Origin of the sequence: Lactobacillus crispatus (assembly GCF_018987235.1) — a bacterium.
In the GTDB taxonomy this organism is placed as follows: Bacteria; Bacillota; Bacilli; order Lactobacillales; family Lactobacillaceae; genus Lactobacillus; species Lactobacillus crispatus.
Genome location: NZ_CP072197.1, coordinates 876,751 through 903,133, shown reverse-complemented (window position 1 = coordinate 903,133; position 26,383 = coordinate 876,751). Strand labels below are relative to the sequence as shown.

Genomic DNA, 26,383 nt, shown 5'->3' with positions numbered 1-26,383 from the left:
TCCTAATGAACAATACCTAAAATTGTAGCCACTACTGGCAATACAAACAGCATACTATCAAAGCGATCCAGGATACCACCATGACCCGGCAAAATCTTTCCGGAATCTTTCACACCATAGAAACGCTTGTAAGCTGATTCAACTAAATCACCCATTTGACCAACAATTGATAAGAAAAAGGCCAGAATAATCATCGTTAATTCAGATACACCAAAGTTAATACCAAAGCTGCCAAGAATCGCCATGTAGATGGCACTACAAATTAAGGCACAAATAACTGCACCGATCGAGCCCTCCCATGTTTTATTAGGACTAATAACTGGCCACAATTTATGTTTTCCAATCTTACGTCCAATCATGTAGGCACCGATATCAGTGGACCAAACAACAACAAAAACATAACCCAGCAATGCTAAACCGTTTTGTGGGTATGCTCTAATGGCTGCCATATAGTGAAAACCTATTCCAATGTAAAGTGCAGCCAAAATATATACACCTACATCATCAAAAGTGGTTTTATTCTTTGAAAGAACAGTCCAAGTCAAGAACAACATAATAATTCCATAAAACACACCTAATTTAGTGATATTTGAAGGAAATACTTTAAAGAATGAGTCTGGAACTGTCCAGGTTAAAGTTGCAAGTAAGGCTAACAAGAAATTAAAAGAAACTAAGATTTGTTTCTTCATTAAAAAGATTTCGCTAATGCCAACTGCTGCGAATAATACAGTCAGCCAATCCATCCAAAGGCCACCTGCGAGCACAATTGGAATAAAAAGACATAAGGCAATAATTGCCGTAATTGTACGTTGTTTCATATTTAACTATCCGATTCGTCTACTTTACCAAAGCGCCGGTTACGGTGCTTATAATCTTCTACAAATTTTTTTAAATCATTTTCATCAAAATCTGGCCAATTTTTTTCGCTAAAGGCAAGTTCTGAATATGCTAATTGCCATAACAAGAAATTAGAAATTCGCTGTTCACCGGACGTTCTAATTAATAAATCCGGATCTTGATATGGACCAAAGTTTTTAGTCATCAAATGATCTGAAATCATTTTTTCAGTAATTTCTTTGCTTTTCAGTGAACCAGCTTCAATCATTCCACCGAGCTCCTGCATAGCAGACGTAATTTCTCTTCTTGACCCGTAGTTAAAAGCAAAATTCAGAATTAAGCCTGTATTATTGGCCGTCTCTGACATTGCACGTTGAACAATGCGATAAGTCTTTTCAGGCAATTCATCCAAATAGCCCATAATGTTTACCTTAACATTATTTTCCATCAATGTTGGCATGTATTTATCAAAAAAGCGAACAGGGAGGTTCATTAAGTAAGCTACTTCTTCTTTAGGACGAGCCCAATTCTCAGTAGAAAAAGCATAAAGTGTCAAAACTTTAATTCCTAATTTATCAGCAGCTAAAGTAATCCGCTCAACATTATCCATTCCCTCTCGATGGCCAACAAAACGAGGTCTATGCCTCTTTTTTGCCCAACGTCCATTACCATCCATAATAATGGCTAAATGATTTAATTCATTATCCTTATTACTCATCTTTAACCTTGAGTAATTTCCTTACGCTTTTCATCAGCAAGTTGGTCAATCTGCTTAGCAGCATCATCAGTTACTTTTTGTACTTGCTTTTCTAAGTTACGTTGTTCGTCTTCAGTAATATCACCATTCTTTTCATCTTTTTTCAAAGTATTCATGGCATCACGGCGAACATTTCTCACAGCAATTTTAGCTTCTTCCGCAAATTTTCCAACTTCTTTGGCAATTTCTTCTCTTCTTTCACCAGTGAGTTGAGGGATTACTAATCTAATTACCTTACCATCATTTGCCGGAGTTAATCCTAAGTTTGAAGCCAACAATGCATGTTCAATATCATCTAATGAATTTTGATCATATGGAGTAATAAGCAATACACGTGGTTCAGGAATGGTAATACTAGACATTTGAGTCAATGGAGTTGGTGCCCCATAGTATTCTACTTGGACATTATCAAGAAGAGCAGCGTTAGCAACACCTGCACGGATAGAAGCTAATCTCTTTTGATAAACCTTAATAGAATCCGTCATTTTAGTTTTTGCTTTTTCAATAGTTTCGTTATTCATTATTTATCACCTCTAATAACAGTACCAATATTTTCACCCAATACAACCTTCTTGATATTGCCTGGAGTATTAACGTTAAAGACAATTAATGGAATTTCAGTATCCATTGAAAGTGAACTTGCAGTTCTATCCATGACCTTCAAGTCCTTTGAAATTAAATCAAGTTGAGTTAATTCTGAGAACTTAGTTGCTGAAGGATCAGTCTTTGGATCAGCTGAGTAAACACCGTCAACACCGTTTTTAGCCATCAAAATTACATCAGCACCAATTTCAGCTGCACGAAGGGCTGCAGTAGTATCAGTTGAGAAGTATGGATTACCAGTACCACCACCAAAAATGACTACACGACCCTTTTCAAGGTGACGCAAAGCTCTTCTTCTAATGTAAGGCTCCGCAATCTGTCTCATTTCAATTGAAGTTTGCATTCTAGTAGGAACACCTATTTTTTCAAGACCATCTTGCAAAGCTAAACCATTCATGATAGTTGCTAACATACCCATGTAATCTGCTTGAGCACGTTCCATACCCAACTTAGCGCCAGTTTCACCACGCCACATGTTACCGCCACCACAGACGATACCAATTTCAACACCTAAATCATGAACTGATTTGATTTCTTTAGCTAAGTGACCAATTACAGTAGGATTAATACCCGTACCCTTGTCACCTGCTAAAGCTTCACCTGATATTTTTAAAATGACACGTTTATATTTAACTTGACTCATAATGACCTCCTCTAATAGCTTTAATTATTCTACCATATCTAATGCCGCAATGTCTTTTAACACTTAAAACACTACAAAATTTTTAGAAAAAAAGAAGGAGCACACGGTGTACTCCTCCTTTCTATGATAATTATGTAATAATGACTACTTCATTTGTTCACGAACTTCAGCAGCGAAGTCTTCTTGCTTCTTTTCGATACCTTCGCCAACTTCGTAACGTTGGAAAGCAACTAACTTAGCGCCTTTTTCCTTCAAAAATTCGCCAACAGTCTTGCTATCGTCCATAATGTAGTCTTGTGATAACACTGCAAATTGCTTGTCAACTTGAGTATTATCATCAATAAAGCGTTGCATCTTACCAGGAATAATTCTGTCCCAAATCTTTTCTGGCTTACCTTCTTCTTTAAGTTCAGCCTTGATGTCTTCCTTAGCCTTAGCCAAAACATCATCAGTTAATTGCTTAGCTGAACCGTAAACAAGGTGAGGTAATGGTTTCTTATGTACCAATGCACGACTTTCATTGTCTTGGTCAATCTTGTGGTTCATCACAGCTAATTGATCAATGATAAATTGATCATCTAATTCGTCTGGTGAAATAACCTTAGGGCTCATAGCAGCGATGTGCATAGCCAAGTGCTTAGCAGTTGCAGCATCTGCACCTTCTAAAACAGTGATAACACCAATTTGACCACCATTGTGTTGGTAAGCACCAAATTCTTGATCGTCATTCTTTTCTTCTAAAGCAAAACGACGTAAAACAATCTTTTCACCAATTGTAGCAGTTGCGTTAACGAATGATTGGTCTAAAGTAGTACCATCAGCCATCTTCAATTCCTTAGCTGCTTCCATATCAGCTGGCTTACCTTCAGCAATAGTCTTAGTAGCTTCATTTACCAAGTTAACAAACTTGTCGTTTTGAGAAACAAAGTCAGTTTCTGAGTTAACTTCAGTAATAGCTGCCACATTACCATTAACGTAAACGCCAGTTAAACCTTCAGCTGCAACACGGTCAGCCTTCTTAGCTGCCTTAGCCATACCTTTATCACGAAGGTATTGAACAGCCTTATCCATGTCACCGTCAACTTCTACTAATGCCTTCTTAGCGTCCATAACGCCAGCACCAGTACGTTCACGTAATTCTTTAACTAATTTTGCAGTAATTTGTGCCATTAATAGATCCTCCTACGGAACTAATAGTAAAATCTAGTCTTCTGGGTTTTCTTCAGCGCTAACGATTTCTTCTGAACCGTCTGCATTTTCCTTGAAGTCAACTTCAACTGATTCATCATCTTGACCTTGTTGACCTTCAACAACAGCATCAGCCATAGCACCAGCAATCAAACGAATAGCACGAATAGCGTCATCGTTTGATGGAATAACTACGTCGATTGGGTCTGGATCAGTGTTGGTATCAACCATAGCTACAACTGGGATACCCAAAATGTTAGCTTCGTGAACAGCAATCTTTTCTTTCTTAGGGTCTACTACGAACAATACATCTGGAATTCTTGGCATATCTTCAATACCACCAAAGAATTTTTCAAGCTTGTCCATTTCCTTAGTTAAGAGAGCAACTTCCTTCTTTGGAAGAACATCAAAAGTACCATCTTCTGACATTTGCTTTAATTGCTTTAATCTCTTAATACGGCTTTGCATAGTTGACCAGTTAGTCAAAGTACCACCCAACCAACGTTGGTTTACGTAGTATTGACCTGCACGAGTTGCTTCTTCAGCAATTGAATCTTGAGCTTGCTTCTTAGTACCTACAAATAAGAAAACGCCACCGTCTTGGGCAACAGCCTTCATGAAGTTGTAAGCATCATCTAACATCTTGATAGTCTTTTGCAAATCAATGATGTAGATACCATTTCTTTGAGTGAAAATGTAAGGAGCCATCTTTGGGTTCCATCTTCTAGTTTGGTGACCAAAGTGGACACCAGCTTCAAGCAATTGCTTCATTGTAACAACGTCTGCCATATTTAAATTCCTCCTATGGTTTTATATCCTCTCAAGCGTTCATTTCATCATCTAACCACTACCCTGGGCACCACGATGATGATCGCTCTTGATGTGTTTTAAGTTTCATATGCTGACACAGCATACTCAAATATTCTACAAGAAAAGATTACAGTATGCAAGGATTAAAACTTTATATTATGCTCATGCAAAAATTTTTCCTTCCAAGCACGTGAATGATGTTTAAACCAATATTCTCGTTTCAAAGCTAAACGCTTATCGTCAAACTGTTCATGATAAATCATCCGTACAGGACGCCGCGTTTTGGTATACTTAGCACCCTTCCCAGAATTATGCATTTTTAAGCGATGCTCTAAGTCATTGGTAAAGCCACCATAAAAACTGCCATCATTGCACAATAATACATAAAAATAGTATTTGCCTTGTGCTTCATGCTTAGCCTTATCTTCTTCAGTTTCTCGAGAGATTCGCTGAACTAATGGCGTAAAATCACCGTTTGCTTCATGAACTTCAACTGCATCTTTTAAAACAGTTCCGTCAGTCCCTGTATGTTTAACAGCTTCAACGATCACTAAATTGGCATCTTCACCGCGATGTGGCACAAAAGGCTGCACCATTTTAATACTCAAATCATGCTTTATACAGTAGTAAGCAATCTCACTTAGTCGCTCTGGTCGATGTACCATGAACATCTTGCCCTTCATCTTAAGCAAGCCACTAGCCACTTCAATTATTTGCTCTAAATTAATCAAAAGTTCATGGCGAGCGATTGCCTTTTTGCGATCTGGATTAACTTCATGACCTTCTGGAGCTTTAAAATACGGTGGATTTACCGTCACCACATCATAACTATCTTTACGCAAAAAATGCGGAGCATTTAGCACATTATCTTGATAAACTGAAATTCGATTCTCCATATCGTTTAATTCAATCGAACGCACAGCTTGAGAATAAATTTCATCTTGAATTTCAATTGCATCGTAATGTGCTCGGTTAAAATATGCCATATAAATAGTTGCGGCACAGTTACCCGCACATAAATCTGCTACTTTATCCTTATCGCGAATTAATCCTTTAGCCCAATATGCTAATAATAAGGTATCCATTGAAAAACTAAAGGCTGTTTTATCTTGGATAATTCGCAAATTATCACTGTACATATAATCGATTCGTTCATTATCTTTAAGCTCAACCATAAAAATATTTGCCTTTCTCGTCTATCTATTTTTATAATATTACAACAATTGGAGGAACAAAAAGATGTTTTATAAAATAATTCGTCCGATTGCCCGCTTTATCGTATGGGTACTAAATGGACACTTACATATTCATCACAAGAATCGTTTACCTAAAGGTAACTATATCTTAGTTGCACCTCACCGTACCTGGTGGGAACCTATCTTGTTTGCCTTAGGTGCTAGTCCAATGGAATTTATGTTCATGGCTAAAATCGAACTATTCAAAAATCCGGTTTTACGTTTTATTTTAGATCATGCCCATGCCTTTCCTGTCGATCGAAAAAATCCAGGACCATCTGCATTAAAAATCCCAGTAAAAGGATTAAGAAAAGGGGAATTATCATTAATCATTTTTCCATCGGGCACAAGACACTCTGCTGAATTAAAAGGTGGTGCACTTTTAATTTCTAAAATGTCGCAAAAGCCAATGGTTCCAGTAGTTTACCAGGGTCCATTAACTTTTAAAGGTTTATTGAAAAGAAAGCCAATGGAAGTTAACTTCGGCAATCCAATTACGATTGATAAAAAGACTAAGTTAACTCACGAAAATGAACAAATTATTTATAAGCAATTAGAAGATGCTTGGAATAAACTGGATGATGAACTAGACCCTAATTTCCACTATGTAGCTAAATAACATCAATGCTCAGTTAATGGTTAAATTTTTAAACTATGATCATTAGCTGAGTATTTTTTATTGCATAAATTTTTTAGTGTTAAAATAAATAATTAGGTTTAATAATTATTGGAGGAAAGATAATTGTTAGAAAAAACATTTTACAAAATGATGCTTAGCAAGTCCTTCCCTTTTCCCGTTAAAGTAACCTACTGGGACGGTAAAAGCGAAGTCTACGGTAATGGTACTCCTGAAATCGAAATTGTCTTTAACGGAAAGATCCCTATGGGCGATATTACTAGAAATGCTTCACTCGCACTTGGTGAAGGATACATGGATAAAAAGATTGAAATCTATAGGGATATTCAAAAATTAATTTTTGGTGCTTACGAAAGTGCCGACAGTTTCATGCGTTCTTCAAAGTTCCGCAAATTCTTGCCAAAACAAAAGCATACAGAAAAGCAAAGTGAAGAAGACGTGCAAAGTCACTACGATATCGGTAACGACTTCTACAAGTTATGGCTTGATCCTACTATGACTTATTCTTGTGCTTATTTTGAAAAGGGCAACGAAAACGATCTTGAACAAGCACAAATTGCTAAAGTTCACCACATTTTAAATAAATTAGACCCACAAAAAGGCAAGACTTTACTCGATATCGGTTGTGGTTGGGGTACATTGATGCTCACCGCTGCTAAGGAATACGGTCTTAAGGTTACCGGTGTTACTTTGAGTGAAGAACAATACAAGTTAGTTCAAAAGCGTATCTATGATGAAAACTTGCAAGATGTTGCTGAAGTTAGACTTGAAGACTACCGTGAACTCGGTGACCAAAAGTGGGATTATGTAACTTCAGTTGGTATGTTTGAACAGGTAGGTTCAGAGAACTTACCTAAATACTTCCAAGATGTTTACAAGTACTTAAACAAAGATGGTATTGCTTTGATCCACGGTATTACTCGCCAACAAGGCGGTGCTACTAACGCTTGGATCAACAAATACATCTTCCCAGGTGGTTACATTCCAGGTTTGCCAGAAATTATCGGCGACATCGTTGACAGTGGCTTGCAAATCACTGATATGGAAGCTCTTCGTCGTCACTACCAAAGAACTCTTGAAATTTGGGACAAGAACTTCAATGCTGTTCGTAATCAAGTTGAAGATAAAATGGGGGAACGTTTCACTCGTATGTGGGACATGTACTTAAATGCTTGTGCTGCTTCATTTGAATCAGGCAATATCGATGTCATCCAATACTTGCTTACTAAGGGCCCTTCTGGTAAGAACTTGCCAATGACTAGAGATTACATGTTTAAGTAATTTAAAAATATTAACGTGTCTTGGAAAAAACTCTTCTAGAATAAGCAAAGAGTAAAATCTTAAGCATCATTGCCGGGTGATATGCAGGTCTGCCTGTATTAGAAGTGGTTTCTAAGATAACTTCGTTAGGAATAGAATCAACGAATTCACTGATAACACTGGCAATGTGCTTTGCAGGGATAGAAAAATCTAATTTAAGCCCACTTTCTATTGTTTTTTGTGGTGATTAAATAATATCAAGGAATGGGTTTAAAGTATACAAAAAGAGTGATGACTTCTTATAAAGTTCATCGCTTTTTTCATGGCCTGGAAGTTAGTTTTTTCCCAGACACTTCTTTACTCTATTTCCTATCTAAAACCACTGTGCCCTCAGGTGGATTTTGATTAATTGCACCGATAATTGGGTGTGGCACATACAATTCATCAAAATAGTTTACTTCATCTAGTGTGAGCTCTACGTCCATCGAATTCACAGCTAATTCAAGGTGTTTGATCTTCGTTGAACCAACAATTGGAGCAGTGATACCCTTAGCCTATTCCCAAGCTAAAGCAATTTCTGACATCTCAACACCATGCTTTTCCTGACTTTTATTACTTTAAGCTTAATACCGCTAGTCCATTGTGAAAAAATACTTATTATAAATTCCTAGGCATAACTTTTATGCATCCCACTCCATTAAACAGTCGGCTGCACTAGTCTCTTGATCAATCTCTTTTTTCACTAACTTAAAACCACGGTTTTGATAAAAACTAATAGCCGCCTCATTCTTTTCATACACCGACAGCTGCAATTTATCATGCTTTAGCTTCAAAAAGTGAATCAGCTTTTCGCCAATACCGCGGCCCCGATGATCTCTTTTAACAAAGATGCCGGCAATATAGTCGCCTTGCATCCCTACAAAACCAGCTATCTCGCCCTCTTCTTCATCTACATACAGCTGAGCATTCGGCAACTCTTTTTTCACCAATTCATAGTTATCATGCCAATAACTTGGATCAATAAAATCGTGTGCATCAAGGTTACCCTCAAGCCAAATCTGCATCAACGCATCTAAATCGCTCTTTTGATATTTTCTAATCATCTTTATTTCCGAATAAACTTTTGATCACTTGTAGGCACGCCGCTGTCATCCGAGATGTAGCGTTCAACGCGCATATGCAAGTCATACTTTTCACGCAAGTCAGCCAATTCCTTCATCATAGGTGAAGCATGGTGAGCCTCAAGCGCCTTTTGATCACGCCAACTATCGATTAATAAAACCGTCTCAGGATCATCCATTGGGATAAAGTAATCATATTTTTCATTGCCTTCTTCGGCACGAATACGACCTGCAATACCCTTGTCTTCCATTTCTTGTGCGAACTTTCTGGCATCACCATTTTTACCATTGTAATAAAGATTAACAGTCAAACTCATAATTCGTCTTCCCTTTGTAAAATCGCTTTCATTAGTTACTTTACTATAATCTTTGCTTATTCTCAACTTGTATTCATCGAAAGTTATCGCTAAAATTTAAGTAGAAAGTAAGCGTTATTATTTAGAGGTGAGACAAATGTTAAACAAAAGAAAATTCCTCATCAAACTGTGTGCAGCGTTACCAGCTGCCCTGCTTTTAACGACTACTCCAGTTTTAGCTGATGAAAATGATCAAACTAATCAACCACAAACATCTGAAACAAATAAACAAAATGTAACATACCAATCATTATATTGGCGTTGCATAAATCAATATACTGGTCAAACCTTACAAGTCATGTATGCCGATACGGTAAAAGTGGTTAACGGTGTCCCTGAGCGGCAATTCTTTAACATGGGGCAATTACCAGAGAGAATTGGTGACTTTGAGATAGCTGGCAATCCCTCTTATGGTGGACGTGCCCTTGAAGTTGATCCTAACAATCCAAGTGGTGTCACCTACATCGATTGTGCCTACTATTTGCCAAATAAGAAGGATAGTAGTAGCGCAACCACTCCCCATAATCAACAACATTCACAGAATGTAACAAAGAATAATCACAACAGCCATTCAGCAATCAAGAAAACAGACAAATGGCGTCACCAACACAAGATGCCAAATTCTGCTACTTCTAATTTAAACAAAAAGCAAAATGCTAGTCCAAGTAAGGCAGCTACCAGCAGTAAGCCTAATAAGAAAAAGGCAACAAGTAAGAAGAACAAACCTGCTACTGCCAAAAATCATGCTAATGTACAAGCTGAACGTAACAGTAACATCTTGAAATTCGTGGTTACTCCATTGGTGATTATAGTAATTGCCGCAATCTATATTACACGTAAGTTCTGGCACAGAAATCGCGGTAAACACGCTGAATAACAAGAAGGTCGAGGCAAGCTCGGCTTTTTTATTATATTTATATGAAATCGCTATCAAAAGATACCACCTTAACTGTATAATAAAACTATAAATCAATAGTTATACAAGTAAGGAGGTTTTATTATGGCTACTAAAAAGAAGAAAAAGCACCAATTTCCGACGGCCTATACCGTCATCATAATTGTACTTTTGCTTGTTCAACTATTGACTTTTGTTATTCCTGCCGGTAACTATGCGACGATTGCTTATGATACCAGCAATAAAGATTTCGTAGTTACCAGACCAAGTGGCAAAAAGTACAAAGAACCTGCTACTCAGGCCACTTTAAAGAAGTACAAGGTCAACATTGCAGTCAAGAAATTTAAGGATGGCACAATCTACAAGCCAGTCGCTATTCCAAATTCTTACGAGAGAATCAATTTAAAGAAGCCTAACCTGTGGCAGGCGATCAATCAGTTCTTCACCTCACAGGTACAAGGTATCGCTCAAAGTGTCGACATCATCGCCTTCGTTTTGATCCTAGGTGGATGTATTGGTGTCGTTCACGCAAACGGCGCGATCAACTCGGGGATGCAGGCTTTATCTAAGAAAATCAAAGGTAAGCAAGTTCTGTTGATCATCCTTGTGATGGGCCTAATTTCTCTTGGTGGTACAACCTTTGGTCTTGCCGAAGAAACGATGGCCATGTACCCAATCCTAATTCCAGTCTTCCTGCTAGCCGGGTATGATACGATGACAGTTCTAGGAACGATCTTCCTGGGAACGAGTATTGGGACCATGATTTCAACCATTAACCCATTCTCAACGATCATCGCTTCTAACACTGCCGGTGTTAACTTCGCCAGAGCTTTACCACTCAGAATTACCATGTGGGCCATCTGTACGGTAGTTGGTATGATCTATGTCATTCGCTACGCTGAAAAGGTACGTAAAGATCCTACTAAATCTGTTGTTTACGACCAATACGAAGAAGATCGTGAAAAGTACTTAAACGATGCCGACTTTAACAAACCAGCCAACTTTACTTGGCAACAAAAATTATCATTGATCATCTTCGGCATTGCCTTTATCGTCATGATCTGGGGTGTACAACAAAAAGGCTGGTACTTCACCGAAATTTCGGTAGTCTTCTTAACTGCCGGCTACTTGATGGCTATCTTCTCAGGACTTTCCGAGCACAAAGTTGTGCAAGCCTTCGTTGATGGTGCTAGCGATTTGCTTGGTGTTGCTTTGACAATCGGGTTGGCGAGAGCCGTTTCCATTGTTATGGACGACAGTCACACCAGTGACACCATCATGCACTTCTTCAGCCAACAGATTTCTGGCATGAGTCCATTAATCTTCATTTGGTTCCTGTTCATCGTCTACATCATTCTGGGATTCTTCATTCAATCATCATCTGGTTTGGCCGTACTTTCCATGCCAATCATGGCACCACTTGCCAATGTAGTTGGAATCGACCGTGCTAGTGTAATTGATGCCTACAACTGGGGCCTTGGCTTTATTTCCTTGGTTGCCCCAACCGGATTAATCTTGATGAGTTTGATGATGGTTAACATCGACTTTAACAAATGGTTCAAGTGGTGTTGGAAATTACTGGTAATCGAATTTGTCTTGTGTCTAGTCGCATTAGGCGTCGGATTGTTAGTATATTAGATTTAAAACAAAGTTTTTAGATCATTCTTTCAGCACGAGAGGATGATCTTTTTCTCATAGCAACCCTTGTTTCTTTATTCAAAAAGCGTATCATATACAGACGAAGAAATAATTGGATGACAGAGAGCATTCGTTTTGGAGGAATTAAATATGAAATATATTACGCAGCACAGTCATGGACTAAGTAAAAACCAGAAGTGGGTTATCGCCTCTACTTCATCAGGTTTTGCGCTTGAAAACATGGATGTGCTTTTTTTATCGTTTGCAATGAGTTCAATGATTGCGGATTTGCACCTCTCTGGTGGAGCCGCTGGGTTGATCTCCTCAATCACTAACTTAGGGATGCTAGTCGGCGGTATCTGTTTCGGCATCCTAGGTGACAAGATTGGCCGGGTTAAAACTTTCTCACACACGGTTTTAATCTTCGCCCTAGCTACCGGTTTAATGGCTTTTGCCAACAACATCTATGAGATTTACGCTTTACGTTTTCTCGCCGGTATTGGTGCCGGCGGTGAATATGGCGTAGGCATTGCCTTAATCGCCGAAAACTTTGAAAGCGACAAAATTGGTAAGATGACCTCAATTGCGGCAGTCGGTGGTCAAATCGGTGCGATCTTTGCGGCATTAATTGCGGCTTGGATTATTCCAACAGCTGGCTGGCACGCACTATTCTTGGTCGGAATTGTCCCAGTAATTTTAACAGTCTTTATCAGAAGACATTTGCATGAAAGCGATCAATTCCTCCAAGCTAAAAAAGATGAAAAAGGTTCATTATTACGTGATGTCATTAAAAAAATGTTTTCAACCCCACGTCTTGCTTTTCAAAGCTTAGGCTTGATGGTCATGATGACCGTCCAAATCGCTGGTTACTTCGGCTTAATGAACTGGTTACCAACCATCGTGCAAAAGCAATTGAACTTAAACGTATCTAGCTCAAGTATTTGGATGATCTCAACTATCGTCGGCATGAGCATCGGTATGATGACCTTCGGTAACATCTTCGACCACTTCGGTCCACGTAGAGCCTTCGCCATCTTCTTGATCGGTTCAGCTGTCATGGTTTATGTTTTATCACTTGCACAAAACATGGCTACTCTACTCATCATCGGTGCAGTCATGGGCTTCTTCTCAAATGGGATGTTTGGTGGTTACGGTGCAGTAATCAGTCGCCTCTACCCAACTGAGATTCGTTCTTCAGCTAACAACATCATCGTTAACATTGGCCGTGCAATCGGTGGTTTCTCATCAGTTGTCATCGGTATCTTGATGGATCACTACAATTTAACGGTTGTCATGGGCTTTCTTTCAGCCCTCTACATCATTAGTTTCATTGTTATGATGAGTTTGCCAGGCCTTAAAGAATTAAGCAATAACGATTAAATAAAGTAAGCGTCAAATAACCAGGCGTGCCTGAAAGTACGAAAAATAAGGTCATCCCAGGGGTGGCCTTTTCGCATGCCTTATTTACAAAGGATTTTGACCTCTTTTTGCCATGGCAAATAAGCTTCAAGTGTATTTGATTCTAGGTCCTTTTCATTTGGCAATTTTTCTAGCAAATATTTCAAATATTTTTCTGGATCAAGCCCATTTCTTTTGGCTGTTTCTATTAAACTCAAAATAATGCCGCTGGCTTTAACTCCAGCAAAACTCTGCGAAAAGAGCCAATTGCGTCTGCCCATAACGAGTGATTTCACAGCTCGTTCAGCCTTATTATTGGACAATTCTAAATGACCATCGAGCAAAACATTCTCGAAAGTTTCTTGATGCTTAAGCGAGTAGCTGATAGCCTTGCCAAGTTTAGAGCCGGGCAAGACTGTTGCTTTATTTTGCCTGCACCAGTTGAAGAACTCTTTCATCCAAGGCTTGAGCTTTTCCTGTCTTAACCGGCAACGCTCCTGTTTGTTTAAAGCTTCCCAGGTCTGTTCTAAATAAAACATCCGATTGCAATAGTTAAGTCCTTTTTTAGCGAACGACTTATCCGAAGCGGTTTGGGGCACGGCTTCATCAAACTTGCCTCTTACATGTGCCCAGCAGCCAACCAAGGTTGCCTGAGACAATTGCATATAAGCCTGCCACATGTCGCAGTGCAGGTAGCCATTGTAATTGCCTAAAAAATCAAGTGCCACTTGGCCGCTGCGGTGTGAATCATGATGATACAGCGTAATTCCGTATTGATCATGTTTGCCTGAAAGGAAGACCCAATAGTAGGTCTTGATTGTTTCGCTTTCTAAGACAGTATAGTAGGTTTCATCGACATGCAGGATGGGGCGCTTTAATAGTTTTTGCTTTAGCAGATTATACATGTGCTTAAAGTAATAGTCGCTGCTTTTCAATCCCCAGTAATTGAGCATTTGCCGTGACAGATCTAGTCCTAGCTTGCGCCAATCGTTTTCTTGGCGGTAATCAGGAACCTTCATTTCATACTTTTGATATAGAGTATGAGCAATCAATGAGGCTGAGCCCAGGCCATGCTTCAACGGAGTTTTAGGCAATTTGGCTTTGATAATCTTATCAGTCAAGTCCCTTTGACCGCAGTATTCACATTTGTAGACATGCTGGATGTGCTCTAGTTTCTTAAGCTGAGCTGAAATAAATATTACTTCCTGGCGCACTGGCTGCTTGCCAATCTCAGTAAGTTCATGATGACAATCAGGGCAATGCTTGTCGCCTAATTCATGATGACCTTTTTCGGCTGGAATACTTTCCAATAAATCAGCACGTTTTCTTTTATGAGCTTTACGCTTATAAGTAATAGTCTGAACGGCGGCGTCGGGGACGTTCTCCATCATCTTGAGCATCAGGTTCATCAAAGAGACTTGTTTGCCCATTTAAAGGCATTTATTCTGAAGATTTGCCATAACGCTTCTGCGTCAAGTAAGCTACTTGTTCACGGAGGAGCTTGATTTCATCAGTTAAGTTTTGAATAGTAGTTGCTTGTTGTGCAATAGTCTTTTCTAAATTTTCTTTTAACTAATAAACTTCCTCCTAAATTTATTAGTTAAAAGAATATCAAAAAAGCGCGCGATGTCAAGTGTTAGTAGAATTCGCGCGCTTTCGTGTTCTTTATTTTAGGACTAATTGCAAAGCCCTTCATTAGCCAGTCGACCTGCTTAGAAGATAAAGCTTGAACTTCATTTTGATTTCGAGGCCAGTTCAATTTTCCGTTCTCAAATCTTTTGTATAACAGCCAGAAACCTTGCCCATCCCAATAAAGGGCTTTGAAGCGGTCCTTGCTTCCGCCGCAAAAGAGGAAAACTTTACCACTAAAAGGATCAAGTTCAAACTGTTCTTTAACTAAAGTTGCTAGGCCATCAATGCCTTTACGCAGATCCGTCTTGCCGCAAACGATGTAGACTTGACCCAAATCACTGAGCCTAATCATAATAAGACTTTCTCAAGCAGCTTATTCATAATTTCAGTATCTAAACTACTGTATAAGTTCAGTTCTAAGTCATCCTTTTTTAGATTAAGCAATAAATTATTACGTGGTGGACGAGCCTTTTTAGGCTTAGTTAAATGTCCAAGTGCCACAATGGGTTGTTGTTTTTCGATCATATTCGTAACCTCCATTAATTTGATGAGATTAGAATACCTGAAAAATGAAGGCTAAAACAGATACCCGGTTATTTGACGCTTACTATGAGACAAGGATAACCGAAAAGTGGGAACTAAGTAAGCGCAAAAAAGAACCGAATTTTGCTTCGGTTCTTTTAAAGTATTTGTGTGTTTGCTTAATGAAACTGATTACTTGAAGTTCTTAACCTTAACGTATCCATTGTCAACCCGGTACATCATGTGTCCGTTGATCTTAACTGGAGCATCAAAGGTTCTTACTACACGTGACTTCTTCAATAAGCGTCTAATACCTTTATTGCGAGTTGCCTTACCATTTTCATCATAAACGAATGAATTGTGGGAAAGTCTTCTCAAAGTACCTTCAAAGTTTCTAGCCTTGATGTATCTGTTCTTACCGATTCTGTACATCATGTGACCCTTGATATTGATTGGGGCACCGTAGGTTCTTACGATACGAGTCTTCTTGACTAAGCGCTTGATGCCCTTGTTACGAGTGGCCTTACCCTTATTGTTGTAAATGTATGAATTATGGGTAATTACTCTTAAAGTACCATCAATATTTCCAGCCTTGATATATTCATCTTTACCAGCAACCTTGTAGTACTTAATACCGTTAATGGTTACAGGATTTTCTGCAACTACAACAGTTACATAACTCTTAACAGTTGGCTTATCAATCTTAATACCCTTGTTATCGTAGAGGTAAGCTGCGTGCATCAAGATCTTTTCAGTGGTCTTTTCTGCTGGAGTTTCAATAGATGGGGTTGATGGCTCTGATGGAGTGTAGTCGCCGCCGATGAAGTTAGGTTCACCGTTCAACTCTGCCTTAGCCTTTTCTAAGTTTGCTACGGCATCATCTACTGCCTTTTGGCTAGCAGTCTTGTCGTTTAACAATTTTTCTGCTTGAGCAAGCGCTTTGTCGTAAGCTTGCTTCTTGTCTTGGCTAGCGTTGTAGTATTTGTCATTTGTCTTGGTGAAGCGTGAATCATCAACGTCTTTTTGCAAGGCATCCTTATCGGTTGCTGATCCATTCAACGCTGTCTTGGCATCGGCTAATGCTTTCTTGGCATCGTCGACTTCTTGTTGGGTCGCAGCTGGGTTGTCGATTACCTTTTGGGCTGCTGCTAAGGCCTTGTCATAGTCATCCTTATTTTTCGCATTGTAGTACTTAGAATCGCCTTTGACTGTATCGGCTTCAGCTACGGCACTCTTCAAACCATCTTTATCAACTACTGCTGGATGTTTTGCAGCATCTTCTAATTTCTTATATGCATCCTTAGAACCATATTTATTTAATGCATCAATAGCATCTTTCATAGCTGCAGCATTTGTTACACTGTCCTCGTTCATGCTATCTTTAGCTGCATTTAACTTGGCAATTGCATCTTTTATTTCTTGGTTATCCGGATATTGACTTGCCAGATCTGTTAGTTTCTTAATTTGGTCGTCAATTTTATCCTTAGCAGCTGTAACCATATTTCCAGTTTTTGTTTTAATCATTTTGTTTACAAAGGCATCGGTTAAGAATGCCGAGCCTTGTCCTTGAAGGACTTGTTCGAGCCAGCCAGAACCATAGCTTGTAGCATCCAGATCTAAAATTGCAGTAACAGTACCTAAATTGTTGTAGTAGTCAAGCAACTTTTGAGCACTTTCTTCGGTTAATTTAGGATATGTCTTAACCAATTCTGCAGCAGTAGGTTGTTCCTGAACAGTTCGTTGATCATCCTTTGGTATTGCAAGCTGTGCAAGAACTAATGCACGAGTTCGTATTACCCTAGCAGCATCCCCCACACCGTTTGTATCAGAGGTTGTACCCCCCTATTTGCATTTTGGGTCGTACTATCTGCTTGGGTCTTACCAGTTCCAGCTTCAGTAGTTTCTTCACGGCCTAAGTTGTCCCTAGTAATAGTTAAAGAACTGTGGCTGCCATCATTTTGTGCAGAAGTATCTTGTCCAGATTGTTCTTCATTAAAAGTAGCACCTTGTTCTTTATTATTTTGCGTACTCTCTGCCTCATCAACTACAGCAGTTAGTTGACTGCCATCAGTAGTTGTATTAGCCTTAACAACTTGGCCATTAAGAGCAAAACTACCAAAAATAGTTACCCCTAATAATACTGAAGCGATTTTTCCGCTTGATAATTTTCTAAAACCAAAGCGTTGTTTTTCCTTATTAACTAAATCCAGTTTATCGTTTCTAAAATATTTCAAGTCATTCACCTCAAAAAATTGTCATAATGAAATTATTCTACTATATCTTATCCTTCTTGAATAGGAAAATGCATCAACTATGACAAATATTAATTTTTCCCGGATTTAAAATTGAAGTGCAACACCAAGTGTTAAACAAAAAGGCCATGAAGACCTAAACTTGAAGTGACGAAAAATCAAGAAAGGAAGATCTTCATGACCAATTCAAATTCTAGCATTTCTAAGCACTATCATCAATTAACCAGCGTACAACGTGGACAAATTCAAGCAATGCTGGATTCCGGCATAACTTCCCGTACTGTTATCGCTCAAGAAGTCGGCTGCCATAAGTCGACAATCAGTCGCGAAATCAAACGCGGAAGCGTCCTGCAAAGAGACAGCAGCTATTTATTGTATGAGCACTATTACGCTGATACTGCACAGCTTTATTATGAGAAGCGTCGCAAAAACTGCTATCAGCGCAATCCATTGAAGCATTATGCTGTCTTTTTGAGAATGCTCTCCAGACGCTTCAAAGCTAAATTTGATGCCACCAGCATCGATGAATTCGTTGGTGAATTCAAAAGGACTATGCCAGGCTACCCTTGTCCCAGCACACCAACTGTCTATCGCTATATTGATCAGGGCTTGCTGGACATAAGCAATATTGATCTGCCTATGAAGCTCAAAAGACGCAGGAACAAGCGTCATCACGGCCAGAGCGGTCATGCTTTGCACAAGAAGAATCTTGGCAATTCCATTGAACAGCGTCCTAAAGAGATTGAAGACAGAAAAACGCCGCTGCACTGGGAAGGAGATCTGGTTAAAGGCGTCAGACGCAAGAATCAGCCTGCTTTAATGACTTTGACCGAAAGAACCACACGCTTTGAAGTAGTTATCAAGATTCCTGACTATCGGGCAAGCACATGCCAAAGGCTGCTTCAAAATGAGATTGACAGACATCCTGCCTGGTTTAAATCGATCACGTTTGACAATGGCTCTGAGTTTGCGGATATGACCAAGATCAAAGGCTGCCAGATCTACTTCGCCCACCCATATTCTCCATGGGAAAGAGGCACCAATGAGAACTGCAATGGACTTCTGCGTCAATTCTTCCCTAAAGGCAAAAGCATGAAAGATAAGTCAGCTGCTTATGTTCAACAGGCAACTGATGCCATTAACCGCAAACATCGTCGAATCCTTCAATATCACACAGCAGAAGAACTCTTCAAGCAATATATTTCCTCATAGCCTAACTGTTGCACTTAATTTGACAATTCAGGAATATTAATTTTTTAATCATATTTACATAAGTTATACGCGTGGTGCTAGTTAAATCGTTCTAGACAATATGCCATATTATAAGCTAAAATGGCAACTTCGAGTCTCTCTTGAAAACCTGCTAAACTTCTAGCTCGATTATTTTCAGCGTTGTAGTAAGACAAAAGCGAAAAATCACTCTCAATGGTCCTTCTGAGTGCCATTAAATAGTGCTTATTGTGCTTTTGAGCATTCTTCATGTTTTTACGATATGGTGTCCAAAGCGTATAGGCCATTTGCTCTAAGCGTTGATGCAGTTTTTTGCCCAAATATCCTTCATCGCCCAAAAGGTAACTATTGTCAGGATGAGCGTTAGTAATCGGTTCTACTGTTTCCTTAGCATCATGAACTGAGGCCTTGGTTACGATATAATCTAGCAAGTAGCCGTCGTCGCTAACAATAGCGTGAACCTTAAAACCATAATAATAGATTTTTTTGGTTGCCTTATAGCCAATATCGGCATAGCCGCGAAAGATCTTTGCTCGACGATTGCGAATTGGCTGACAGACTGGCACAGGAAAGCTATCAATAATCAAAATGTCGCCTGACAGATCTACTTCCTCATTAAGGCCATGTTGAATTAAATAGATCAATGGCAAAAGCATGCGTGCTCTGCGATTAAAGCGAGAGTGAGATAAATTAACAAGCTTTTCACAAAATCTTCTTTGAGATTCAACGCCCAATGAAGCCTACCAAATAAGCAAGGCCAGAATAGAACTGTCAGATATTTTACATCGATTGATATTCCGTCTTTGCTTTAATGCATCTGGGGCATAAAGTTTGTACAAACAGCGACAAATTATATTTAAACGACTAAAACTAACTTGTGTTAGGATGAGAAAAACGCTTAAGCTTAGGGTAGTTCAATCTAGTCAAACTCTTTTCTATTAATATGTTTACAAGTCGAGTCTAACAAGATTGGACTTTTTTTGTTAACTAAAACGCTTTAACTAGCACCACGCGTATAATAATAGTAAATAAAACATTGATATTTTCAAGGGAGGAATATCCATGAAACTCATTAAATCAATCAGCTTAGCTGCTGCCGCATTATCTTTAACAGCACCAGCTATTGCACTTGTAAATCCATCAATCACTACTGCTCAAGCTGCTACTAAAAAGGCAACTGGCACAATTACTGTTGGCAATAACAATAGTAGTGTAATCGGTGTCTACAATGCTGCTGGCAAACAAAAGAATCAAAGGATTAAGAACGGCACTACTTTTAAATACTACGGCGCTCCTAAGTTAATCAACTATGAATATACTTATAAGATCGCTAAAAACAAGTACGTTCCGACTTCCGCAATTTCAACATTAAACGGCAAGAGCGTCTTATATATTGCTAATAATTCATATGTTTACGACAAAAATGGTAAGCGCGTAACTAAGAACTCTAAGCGTGTTTTATTGCGTAGATCTCAAATTGTAAACTACACCGGCTCGATTAAAACAGCTGCAAGTGATGCATACCGCTTCTTAGTAAATGATGGCAAAAAGATGGCTTTATCAACTAAGACTATTAAGGGCCACCAATATTACAACATCGGTAAAAACGCATATATCCGCGTATCTAACGTAAGTTACGTAAATAATGAACCATTATATGCTGCATACCAAACTGTAACTTTAGGTAAGCATAGCAATGAATCTAAAGTCCCTGTTTACGATGCCGAAGGTAAAACAGTTAGCCAAGAATTAACTGCTGGCAGCAAAGTTAGTGTTGACCGCACTAAGACTATTAAAAATGGCGACCAAACTTTGACTTTATACGGCATTAAGGGTCAAAAGTCATACATTGATATGAACGACATTGCAACTATGCCAAACTTGGCTGTTGCACCAGAAGAATAAAATTCAAATAATTAATTTAAATTTAAGGCCAGTCGAATTTGATGCGAACGCCAAATTTGGGACATATTTTAGATCACTCTATTCTAAAACCATATTTCGATATTTTATCGGAGTATGGTTTTTCTAATGTCTTGATACTATCACAATTGTAGTAATAAGATGTACGCTTGGTGCTAATTAAAGCTTGTCCATCCATACACCATTATATGTTAATATTGTCATTTCTAAGCGGTTTGAAATCCTACTAAAATGCGTGTTCTATTTTCCGCATTATAATAAGCTAAAAGTGAAAAAACACTTTCATTTATCCTTCCTAATTTTCATCAACTTACGATCGTTATGTTCCTTAGCACCTTGCATATTCTGCTATATAGAGTTCAGAGATCTGACTTATCTCTATTATGTTTTAGGTATCCTAAGATCTAATCTTTTTAATTTTATTTATATTTTTTAACAAAAATAGATAAAACAATTTGCTTTTTTAATAATCATATAATAAAGCTTAAATATAATTTAATAAAATTTCTTTAGAGGTGCGCTTTACCATGACTAAAGCAAGAAAATATTTTGGTGCATTAGCACTTATTTCTGGAGCAACTTTAAGTTTAGTTGCATGTGGTAATAACAAACATACAAACAGTAGTAATGCAAATAAAACTAATCATAAGTTTAGCGAAACTGTTCCCGTAAAAAGTATTAAAACTTTAACCTATGCTGTTGAATCAGACAGTCCATTCACTGGTATTTTCTTACCAGAATTATCAGATACTACAATTGATAGTGAGGTACAAAGCCCAGGTCTAGAATCTTTATTTTCAACAGATGATCAATATAAGATTAATAATAAAGGAGCTGCTACTTTTAAACTAAATCGGAAAGCTAAGACTATCACAATCGAAGTGAAAAAAGGAGTTAAGTGGTCAGATGGTAAGCAAGTGAATGCTAAAGACGTTGAACTTGCTTATGAAATTATTGCAAATAAAGACTCTAAATCACAAAGATATACTGAATCTTTAGCTGATATTGTTGGCTTAGCTGAATATCATGAAGGCAAAAGCAAGAAAAATTCTGGAATTGAAATGCCTGATGGTGAAAATGGACGCAAAGTCGTACTCCATTTCAAGCAAATGAAGCCTGGTATGCTTCAATCAGGTAATGGATATTTCTGGGAATGTGCTGAACCCTATCATTACTTAAAGGATGTACCTTTTTCAAAGCTTTTATCTAGTGACAAGGTCAGAAAATCCCCACTATTTTTTGGACCATTCCGTGTATCTAATATTGTTCGTGGTCAATCTGTTTCTTGGGAGGGTAATCCTTATTACTGGCGTGGTACACCAAACTTTGAAAAAGTAACTGCATCTGTTATCAGCTCCAGTTCTGCTACCCAAGCCATTAAAAGTCATAAATTTGATATTGCTGATGTGGTTAATACACAATGGGATCAAACTAAGAATGCAACTGATACTAACTTTATTGGTGAAGTTCCACTTAGTTATAGCTACTTAGCTTTTAAAGTTGGTAAATGGGATAAGAAGCTAGGAAAGAATGTTGAAAATAAGAATGCCAAGATGAATAATCCAGCATTACGTAAAGCAATGGCCTATGCAATGAATATTGATGCTGTTGCTAAACGCTATTACCAAGGATTAGCATTCCGTGTTAATACTTTGATTCCAGAACAATTTGGTGACTTTTCCGATAGTTCAATTAAAGGTTACCCATATAACTTGAAGAAAGCCAACCAATTACTAGATAAAGCCGGATATAAAAAGAAAGGCGAATTCAGAGTTCAACCTAACGGAAAGAAGCTTACTATTAATTTAGCTGTTAGAAACAATGCTACTACCGCAGAGCCCGTATGGCGTAATTATATCCAACAATGGAAGAAAATCGGTTTGAACGTTAAGTTTGTTGGCGGTCGTCCAATGGAATTTAACAATTGGGTACAAGCAGTTCAATCTGATGATCCAAAAATTGATGTCTTTGAAGGTGGCTGGTCACTTTCAAGTGAACCTTCTCCTAATGATCTTTATAGCGCTGCTGCACCATATAATATGGCACGTTTTGTTTCCCCTGTACAAAGTAAGCTTTTAGCTGATATTGACTCAGAAAAAGCTTTCAACCATAAGTATCGTGTTGACGCATTCAGAAAATGGCAAAAATGGATGTACAATGAGGCCTATGTTGTACCTACCACTAATTCATATTCAATAACCGCTGTTAATAAAAAAGTAACTGGATGGTCACTTAAACCAAGCGCAACTAACTGGTTTAGTGCAGGGTTTGTAAAATAAACATTACCTAACTGTCTTGCTTAATAAATATCTTTTCTAAAATTTACTTTAATTAATCTAAAAAAATGCTACTAAATCTGACTGATTTGGTAGCATTTTTCTTGTGTATCACTAATAGTGACGTTATTAACGAAGGAATTGACTATCAATTTTTTCATGTGCGCGTACAGATGTCTAGTCGGGCCAAATGACGGATAAACCTGCAACACAGACAAAGACCTGAAGGAAAGCGTAAAACTAAAGCAGAAGCTATGAAACAATGACACACCCGCGAACAGAGTTCGCAAGTTTCAGAAATAATTAATGTCTCGTTCAGATAATTTAGACATAACAAAAGCCTCGAAATTATAGTCCAAATTTCAGGTGCTTACGTAAATTGTAATAGAGCTTTTTGCCATAAAAAATAGCGAACCACTACAGATTCGCTATTTTCTCTAAATTTACGACTTATGCATCAATATCTGGAGCTTGACCAAGTTCAGCCGTTAACATCCAAAGCCGCTTTTCAAGATCAGTATGGAAACCAGTCAAAATATCATTAGTCGAGTAATCTCCTTCTTTATCAGAAGCTTCAAGCGCTTCTTCATAGAGCTTATCTAAATAACGATAGCCTGAAATGATCTTTTCAAGTCTTTGTGTATTAGTGAAGTCCCAACTCCCCTTTTCACCAGGAATTTTATTTAATTGAACAACTTCCCTTAAAGTGGCAACAGGTGAACCATCGATGGTAATTAATCTTTCTGCAAGACCATCAATCTGATCATCTAGTTCATCCATTAAGTCATCAAGATATGGGTGCAACTTCAAGAATTGACTGCCGCGCATATACCAATGGTGACGGCGAACAATCATGTGCATATGCAATAAATTAATGACTAATTCATTTAACTTTTCTTTTGTTTCTGGATACTTCATATTGAGACCTACTTTCATTAAATTAGAATTTAGCTCAGCCTAAGGCATGTTGGGCCGCCAAGTTAAGTAGACTCCATTGACGGTCAAAACTTGGTGAGAAGAAGAAATCTTATTCTGCAAGATCTTCTAAAGTAAGTCTATGGCTAATAGCTAAACTAAGGACATTTCCTTGACCTGTTAAATCATAAGTAGACATTACTGCCCCACCTAAAATTTGGTGGTTAAGCTTATCAAAGGTCAATGCTACATAACCTAATGGGTTATCTTCATCTTATTCACTTAAGCCAATATAGATTCTTGTTATTTTTACCAGATTGTAATTCTATCTTCTGGGTTAAGCCACATGCCATCTGTCTTCTTAACGCCAAATGCATCATAGAATTCATCTTGGCATTGAACCGGAATATTTACTCTAGTTGGCTGCGGCGCATGGACATCGGTTTGAACTTCTGTTTTGATTGCTTCAGGACGTTGTTTTTGCATCCAGCTACGAGCATAGTTTTCAAAAAGATCCTTTAAATCAGCACCATCATCTTTTCCAGTTTGGACAGCACAGGCAAGTCCAGCTAAATCAGCTATATTTTCACCAACAACTTGCTTACCATTCACTTTAGCTGGACTATATTGCAAACCATCAAAAATATCAACCATTTGGCCAACTCGTTTATTAAATTCAGCGAAGTCTGCATCAGTCCACCAATTATTCATATTTCCTCGTTCATCAAACTTAGCACCACTATTATCAAAAGCATGTGATACTTCGTGACCAATAGTTGCACCAATACCGCCATAGTTAGCACCGCGCGATTGATTAATATCATAAAACGGTGCCTGCAAGATTCCTGCTGGGAAAGTTAAATCATTTCTTTGTGGATCATAGCAGGCATTATTTAAATTACCTGGCATTAACCATACCGAACGATCAACCAGCTTAGTTAATTTAGCCAGCATATATTTAGTACGCACTGTCGACATTGCTACCTCATTTTCATAGAGGCTCTTTTCAGGATCAACTTGCAGTAAATCAAAGATTTCTTCAATCTTATCTGGATAACCAATCTTTAAGACCAAGGCTTTTAACTTAACTACTGCCTTCTTTTTCGTTTCAGCAGAAAGCCAGGTATTTGATTTGATTCTTTCCTCATAAACCTTGAGCATCTTAAGAATCATGTCTTCAACATCCTTTTTGGCCTTAGCTCCAAAATACTTTTGCCCATAAAAAATGCCGACTACTTCATCAAAAGCACTATTTGCTAAACGATAAGCTTGTTTAATTTGAGTTGGCAATTGTGGCGCACCAGTAATTGCCTGATTAAATGGAAATGCTGCTTCTCGAAAAGCTTGAGACAAAAATCTAGCTACATTGTTAATGTATTTAACCAACATCCAGCCTTTAATTTCGGCAAAATTAGCTGCGTTTAATAAACTCTCAGCATGATCAAGAAAACGTGGTTCCATTACAATGATACGCTCTGGTTTAACTGGCAAAACAGCAGCCATAAAGTCAGCCATCTTAAATGACTTAAATTTTGCAATAAATTCAGCATAGTTTACTGGATTATAGATTGCTGCGTAATCTGACCATTCTTCGGTTGATTTAACAATCTTAGCCAATTTTTGATCAAAAGCTAAAGCATCGGCAACATAAGTACGTGCTTCACTCTTACCAACCCCGGCCATCATTAACAAATTAATGCTTTGATCTTGTAAAATATCCAAGAGTTTTTTGGCATCAGCTGTTTTATAGGTCGTAGTATCTGGTAAAAATGTACTTGGTCCACCAAAATGAAGCACATTTACATCAGTATTCTTCATGTCAGCATCAACATCAAAGACAAATGGCAAAGTATATGGACCCATAAATAAATCAGCAGCCTTTTGTTCAAAATCACTAAAGCTACTCAAAGCCAATAACTTTTGTAAATCTTTTTGAATTGGATTAGCTTTTTCAGCATCCCTTTTGTCAAAATCTTTGGCAATTTTATATAAAGCAATTGCTTTCCCAAAATCCTTGATATCAGGCATTCTTTCTTTACCCGCTGCAACATCAGCAAAATCTTTCATTACCCGATCTTCAATTCGTTGATCTAGTTCAGAGTTAATCCCAGCAGACGTCTTATCTGCAGGGATTTTAGCTTTAGACAACCATTCTGAATTGACAGCTAAATACAAATTATCTTGTGGTTTGGCATTAAGATCTGGTTGTGCAACATCGCCAGCTCCACCACGAACGGCAAAATATCTTCTCATTT

24 protein-coding genes and 5 pseudogenes are annotated in these 26,383 nt (G+C 38.2%); 8 read left to right on the top strand and 21 right to left on the bottom strand.

The window, feature by feature from the left end; genetic code table 11:
* Positions 1–2: 2 nt before the first annotated feature.
* The 7 genes from J6L97_RS04450 to J6L97_RS04420 form a co-directional block, all read right to left on the bottom strand.
* A complete protein-coding gene (locus tag J6L97_RS04450) occupies positions 3–818 on the bottom strand; it encodes a phosphatidate cytidylyltransferase (protein ID WP_023488787.1) in 816 nt (271 codons plus the stop codon).
* 2 nt (positions 819–820) lie between these two features.
* Complete coding sequence (locus tag J6L97_RS04445; RefSeq protein ID WP_057726514.1) at positions 821–1,555, bottom strand: isoprenyl transferase; 735 nt, start codon at positions 1,553–1,555, stop codon at positions 821–823.
* A 2-nt stretch (positions 1,556–1,557) separates the two neighbouring features.
* Entirely contained in the window at positions 1,558–2,115 is a 558-nt protein-coding gene (frr, locus tag J6L97_RS04440) for a ribosome recycling factor (RefSeq protein ID WP_005719284.1), read from the bottom strand.
* Complete coding sequence (pyrH, locus tag J6L97_RS04435) at positions 2,115–2,840, bottom strand: UMP kinase (protein WP_005719286.1); 726 nt, start codon at positions 2,838–2,840, stop codon at positions 2,115–2,117. Before pyrH ends, frr begins: the two co-directional genes overlap by 1 nt.
* Before the next feature lie 144 nt (positions 2,841–2,984).
* Positions 2,985–4,010: a translation elongation factor Ts gene (gene tsf, locus J6L97_RS04430; RefSeq protein WP_057726515.1), complete on the bottom strand. Its 1,026-nt coding sequence runs from the start codon at positions 4,008–4,010 to the stop codon at positions 2,985–2,987.
* A 33-nt stretch (positions 4,011–4,043) separates the two neighbouring features.
* Positions 4,044–4,817 carry a 30S ribosomal protein S2 gene (gene rpsB / locus J6L97_RS04425; protein ID WP_005719291.1) on the bottom strand — a complete coding sequence of 258 codons (774 nt, stop codon included), beginning with the start codon at positions 4,815–4,817 and terminating at the stop codon, positions 4,044–4,046.
* Positions 4,818–4,981: 164 nt separating this feature from the next.
* Positions 4,982–6,013: a GIY-YIG nuclease family protein gene (locus tag J6L97_RS04420; protein WP_057726516.1), complete on the bottom strand. Its 1,032-nt coding sequence runs from the start codon at positions 6,011–6,013 to the stop codon at positions 4,982–4,984.
* 64 nt (positions 6,014–6,077) lie between these two features.
* Between J6L97_RS04420 and J6L97_RS04415 the strand changes: the two genes are divergently transcribed.
* Both J6L97_RS04415 and J6L97_RS04410 read left to right on the top strand, forming a co-directional pair.
* Positions 6,078–6,692, top strand: a complete 615-nt coding sequence (locus J6L97_RS04415; RefSeq protein WP_057726517.1) for a lysophospholipid acyltransferase family protein — start codon at positions 6,078–6,080, stop codon at positions 6,690–6,692.
* A gap of 123 nt (positions 6,693–6,815) precedes the next feature.
* Positions 6,816–7,991 carry an SAM-dependent methyltransferase gene (locus J6L97_RS04410; RefSeq protein WP_057726518.1) on the top strand — a complete coding sequence of 392 codons (1,176 nt, stop codon included), beginning with the start codon at positions 6,816–6,818 and terminating at the stop codon, positions 7,989–7,991.
* A gap of 22 nt (positions 7,992–8,013) precedes the next feature.
* Here the strand turns inward: J6L97_RS04410 and J6L97_RS04405 are convergent.
* The 3 genes and pseudogenes from J6L97_RS04405 to J6L97_RS04395 form a co-directional block, all read right to left on the bottom strand.
* Positions 8,014–8,202 (bottom strand): annotated as a pseudogene (locus J6L97_RS04405) (transposase); the annotation flags it as partial.
* A 448-nt stretch (positions 8,203–8,650) separates the two neighbouring features.
* Positions 8,651–9,073: an N-acetyltransferase gene (locus tag J6L97_RS04400; protein ID WP_057726519.1), complete on the bottom strand. Its 423-nt coding sequence runs from the start codon at positions 9,071–9,073 to the stop codon at positions 8,651–8,653.
* Positions 9,074–9,075: 2 nt separating this feature from the next.
* Entirely contained in the window at positions 9,076–9,408 is a 333-nt protein-coding gene (locus J6L97_RS04395; protein ID WP_054832698.1) for a putative quinol monooxygenase, read from the bottom strand.
* 136 nt (positions 9,409–9,544) lie between these two features.
* Between J6L97_RS04395 and J6L97_RS04390 the strand changes: the two genes are divergently transcribed.
* The 3 genes from J6L97_RS04390 (at position 9,545) to J6L97_RS04380 (ending at position 13,360) form a co-directional block, all read left to right on the top strand.
* Entirely contained in the window at positions 9,545–10,324 is a 780-nt protein-coding gene (locus J6L97_RS04390; RefSeq protein ID WP_054832697.1) for a hypothetical protein, read from the top strand.
* 123 nt (positions 10,325–10,447) lie between these two features.
* A complete protein-coding gene (locus J6L97_RS04385) occupies positions 10,448–11,980 on the top strand; it encodes a YfcC family protein (RefSeq protein WP_054832696.1) in 1,533 nt (510 codons plus the stop codon).
* Between the two features lie 150 nt (positions 11,981–12,130).
* Positions 12,131–13,360: an MFS transporter gene (locus J6L97_RS04380; RefSeq protein ID WP_057726520.1), complete on the top strand. Its 1,230-nt coding sequence runs from the start codon at positions 12,131–12,133 to the stop codon at positions 13,358–13,360.
* An 80-nt stretch (positions 13,361–13,440) separates the two neighbouring features.
* Here J6L97_RS04380 and J6L97_RS04375 read toward each other — a convergent pair whose 3' ends face one another.
* The 6 genes and pseudogenes from J6L97_RS04375 to J6L97_RS04355 form a co-directional block, all read right to left on the bottom strand.
* Positions 13,441–14,769, bottom strand: coding sequence for an IS66-like element short variant transposase (locus tag J6L97_RS04375; RefSeq protein WP_191088329.1), 1,329 nt, complete (start codon positions 14,767–14,769; stop codon positions 13,441–13,443).
* Positions 14,723–14,926 (bottom strand): annotated as a pseudogene (locus tag J6L97_RS11050) (transposase domain-containing protein). The gene J6L97_RS04375 and the pseudogene J6L97_RS11050 overlap by 47 nt, the downstream one beginning before the upstream one ends.
* 88 nt (positions 14,927–15,014) lie before the next feature.
* The gene (gene tnpB / locus J6L97_RS04370; RefSeq protein ID WP_004897519.1) at positions 15,015–15,362 is read right to left on the bottom strand and encodes an IS66 family insertion sequence element accessory protein TnpB; all 348 of its coding nucleotides are present in this window, start codon (positions 15,360–15,362) and stop codon (positions 15,015–15,017) included.
* Entirely contained in the window at positions 15,359–15,535 is a 177-nt protein-coding gene (locus J6L97_RS04365) for a hypothetical protein (protein WP_164477100.1), read from the bottom strand. Before J6L97_RS04365 ends, tnpB begins: the two co-directional genes overlap by 4 nt.
* Positions 15,536–15,724: 189 nt before the next feature.
* Positions 15,725–17,347, bottom strand: a complete 1,623-nt coding sequence (locus J6L97_RS04360) for an SLAP domain-containing protein (RefSeq protein WP_054832695.1) — start codon at positions 17,345–17,347, stop codon at positions 15,725–15,727.
* Positions 17,326–17,766 (bottom strand): YSIRK-type signal peptide-containing protein, encoded by a 441-nt coding sequence (locus J6L97_RS04355; RefSeq protein ID WP_057726522.1) that lies wholly within the window; start codon positions 17,764–17,766, stop codon positions 17,326–17,328. Before J6L97_RS04355 ends, J6L97_RS04360 begins: the two co-directional genes overlap by 22 nt.
* A gap of 195 nt (positions 17,767–17,961) precedes the next feature.
* Between J6L97_RS04355 and J6L97_RS04350 the strand changes: the two genes are divergently transcribed.
* On the top strand, positions 17,962–18,996 hold the full coding sequence (locus J6L97_RS04350; protein WP_123811765.1) for an IS30 family transposase: 1,035 nt from the start codon (positions 17,962–17,964) through the stop codon (positions 18,994–18,996).
* 77 nt (positions 18,997–19,073) lie between these two features.
* Here the strand turns inward: J6L97_RS04350 and J6L97_RS04345 are convergent.
* Positions 19,074–19,932 (bottom strand): annotated as a pseudogene (locus tag J6L97_RS04345) (IS982 family transposase).
* 144 nt (positions 19,933–20,076) lie between these two features.
* On the opposite strand from J6L97_RS04345, the gene J6L97_RS04340 reads away from it, so the two are divergent.
* Complete coding sequence (locus J6L97_RS04340) at positions 20,077–20,919, top strand: SLAP domain-containing protein (RefSeq protein WP_054833043.1); 843 nt, start codon at positions 20,077–20,079, stop codon at positions 20,917–20,919.
* Between the two features lie 177 nt (positions 20,920–21,096).
* Here the strand turns inward: J6L97_RS04340 and J6L97_RS11335 are convergent.
* Positions 21,097–21,285 (bottom strand): annotated as a pseudogene (locus tag J6L97_RS11335) (hypothetical protein); the annotation flags it as partial.
* A gap of 179 nt (positions 21,286–21,464) precedes the next feature.
* Between J6L97_RS11335 and J6L97_RS04335 the strand changes: the two are divergent.
* Complete coding sequence (locus tag J6L97_RS04335; RefSeq protein WP_057726605.1) at positions 21,465–23,216, top strand: oligopeptide ABC transporter substrate-binding protein; 1,752 nt, start codon at positions 21,465–21,467, stop codon at positions 23,214–23,216.
* A gap of 447 nt (positions 23,217–23,663) precedes the next feature.
* On the opposite strand, the gene J6L97_RS04330 is transcribed toward J6L97_RS04335, so the two are convergent.
* The 3 genes and pseudogenes from J6L97_RS04330 to J6L97_RS04320 all read right to left on the bottom strand — a co-directional run bounded on the left by J6L97_RS04330 (position 23,664) and on the right by J6L97_RS04320 (position 26,381).
* Positions 23,664–24,131: a Dps family protein gene (locus J6L97_RS04330; RefSeq protein ID WP_025006478.1), complete on the bottom strand. Its 468-nt coding sequence runs from the start codon at positions 24,129–24,131 to the stop codon at positions 23,664–23,666.
* A gap of 34 nt (positions 24,132–24,165) precedes the next feature.
* Positions 24,166–24,393 (bottom strand): annotated as a pseudogene (locus J6L97_RS04325) (FAD-dependent oxidoreductase); the annotation flags it as partial.
* Positions 24,394–24,437: 44 nt separating this feature from the next.
* Positions 24,438–26,381 (bottom strand): M13 family metallopeptidase, encoded by a 1,944-nt coding sequence (locus tag J6L97_RS04320; protein ID WP_057726606.1) that lies wholly within the window; start codon positions 26,379–26,381, stop codon positions 24,438–24,440.
* Positions 26,382–26,383: the final 2 nt, after the last annotated feature.

Excerpts from the sequence above, each read along its gene's own strand:
- tnpB (WP_004897519.1), bottom strand. The coding sequence starts at position 15,362 with ATGATTAGGCTCAGTGATTTGGGTCAAGTCTACATCGTTTGCGGCAAG.
- J6L97_RS04335 (WP_057726605.1), top strand. The coding sequence starts at position 21,465 with ATGACTAAAGCAAGAAAATATTTTGGTGCATTAGCACTTATTTCTGGA.
- J6L97_RS04390 (WP_054832697.1), top strand. The coding sequence starts at position 9,545 with ATGTTAAACAAAAGAAAATTCCTCATCAAACTGTGTGCAGCGTTACCA.
- J6L97_RS04340 (WP_054833043.1), top strand. The coding sequence starts at position 20,077 with ATGAAACTCATTAAATCAATCAGCTTAGCTGCTGCCGCATTATCTTTA.
- J6L97_RS04445 (WP_057726514.1), bottom strand. The coding sequence starts at position 1,555 with ATGAGTAATAAGGATAATGAATTAAATCATTTAGCCATTATTATGGAT.
- J6L97_RS04385 (WP_054832696.1), top strand. The coding sequence starts at position 10,448 with ATGGCTACTAAAAAGAAGAAAAAGCACCAATTTCCGACGGCCTATACC.
- J6L97_RS04365 (WP_164477100.1), bottom strand. The coding sequence starts at position 15,535 with ATGATCGAAAAACAACAACCCATTGTGGCACTTGGACATTTAACTAAG.
- J6L97_RS04450 (WP_023488787.1), bottom strand. The coding sequence starts at position 818 with ATGAAACAACGTACAATTACGGCAATTATTGCCTTATGTCTTTTTATT.
- J6L97_RS04420 (WP_057726516.1), bottom strand. The coding sequence starts at position 6,013 with ATGGTTGAGCTTAAAGATAATGAACGAATCGATTATATGTACAGTGAT.
- tsf (WP_057726515.1), bottom strand. The coding sequence starts at position 4,010 with ATGGCACAAATTACTGCAAAATTAGTTAAAGAATTACGTGAACGTACT.
- J6L97_RS04380 (WP_057726520.1), top strand. The coding sequence starts at position 12,131 with ATGAAATATATTACGCAGCACAGTCATGGACTAAGTAAAAACCAGAAG.
- J6L97_RS04415 (WP_057726517.1), top strand. The coding sequence starts at position 6,078 with ATGTTTTATAAAATAATTCGTCCGATTGCCCGCTTTATCGTATGGGTA.
- J6L97_RS04320 (WP_057726606.1), bottom strand. The coding sequence starts at position 26,381 with ATGAGAAGATATTTTGCCGTTCGTGGTGGAGCTGGCGATGTTGCACAA.
- J6L97_RS04375 (WP_191088329.1), bottom strand. The coding sequence starts at position 14,769 with ATGATGGAGAACGTCCCCGACGCCGCCGTTCAGACTATTACTTATAAG.
- frr (WP_005719284.1), bottom strand. The coding sequence starts at position 2,115 with ATGAATAACGAAACTATTGAAAAAGCAAAAACTAAAATGACGGATTCT.
- J6L97_RS04350 (WP_123811765.1), top strand. The coding sequence starts at position 17,962 with ATGACCAATTCAAATTCTAGCATTTCTAAGCACTATCATCAATTAACC.
- pyrH (WP_005719286.1), bottom strand. The coding sequence starts at position 2,840 with ATGAGTCAAGTTAAATATAAACGTGTCATTTTAAAAATATCAGGTGAA.
- J6L97_RS04400 (WP_057726519.1), bottom strand. The coding sequence starts at position 9,073 with ATGATTAGAAAATATCAAAAGAGCGATTTAGATGCGTTGATGCAGATT.
- J6L97_RS04330 (WP_025006478.1), bottom strand. The coding sequence starts at position 24,131 with ATGAAGTATCCAGAAACAAAAGAAAAGTTAAATGAATTAGTCATTAAT.
- rpsB (WP_005719291.1), bottom strand. The coding sequence starts at position 4,817 with ATGGCAGACGTTGTTACAATGAAGCAATTGCTTGAAGCTGGTGTCCAC.
- J6L97_RS04395 (WP_054832698.1), bottom strand. The coding sequence starts at position 9,408 with ATGAGTTTGACTGTTAATCTTTATTACAATGGTAAAAATGGTGATGCC.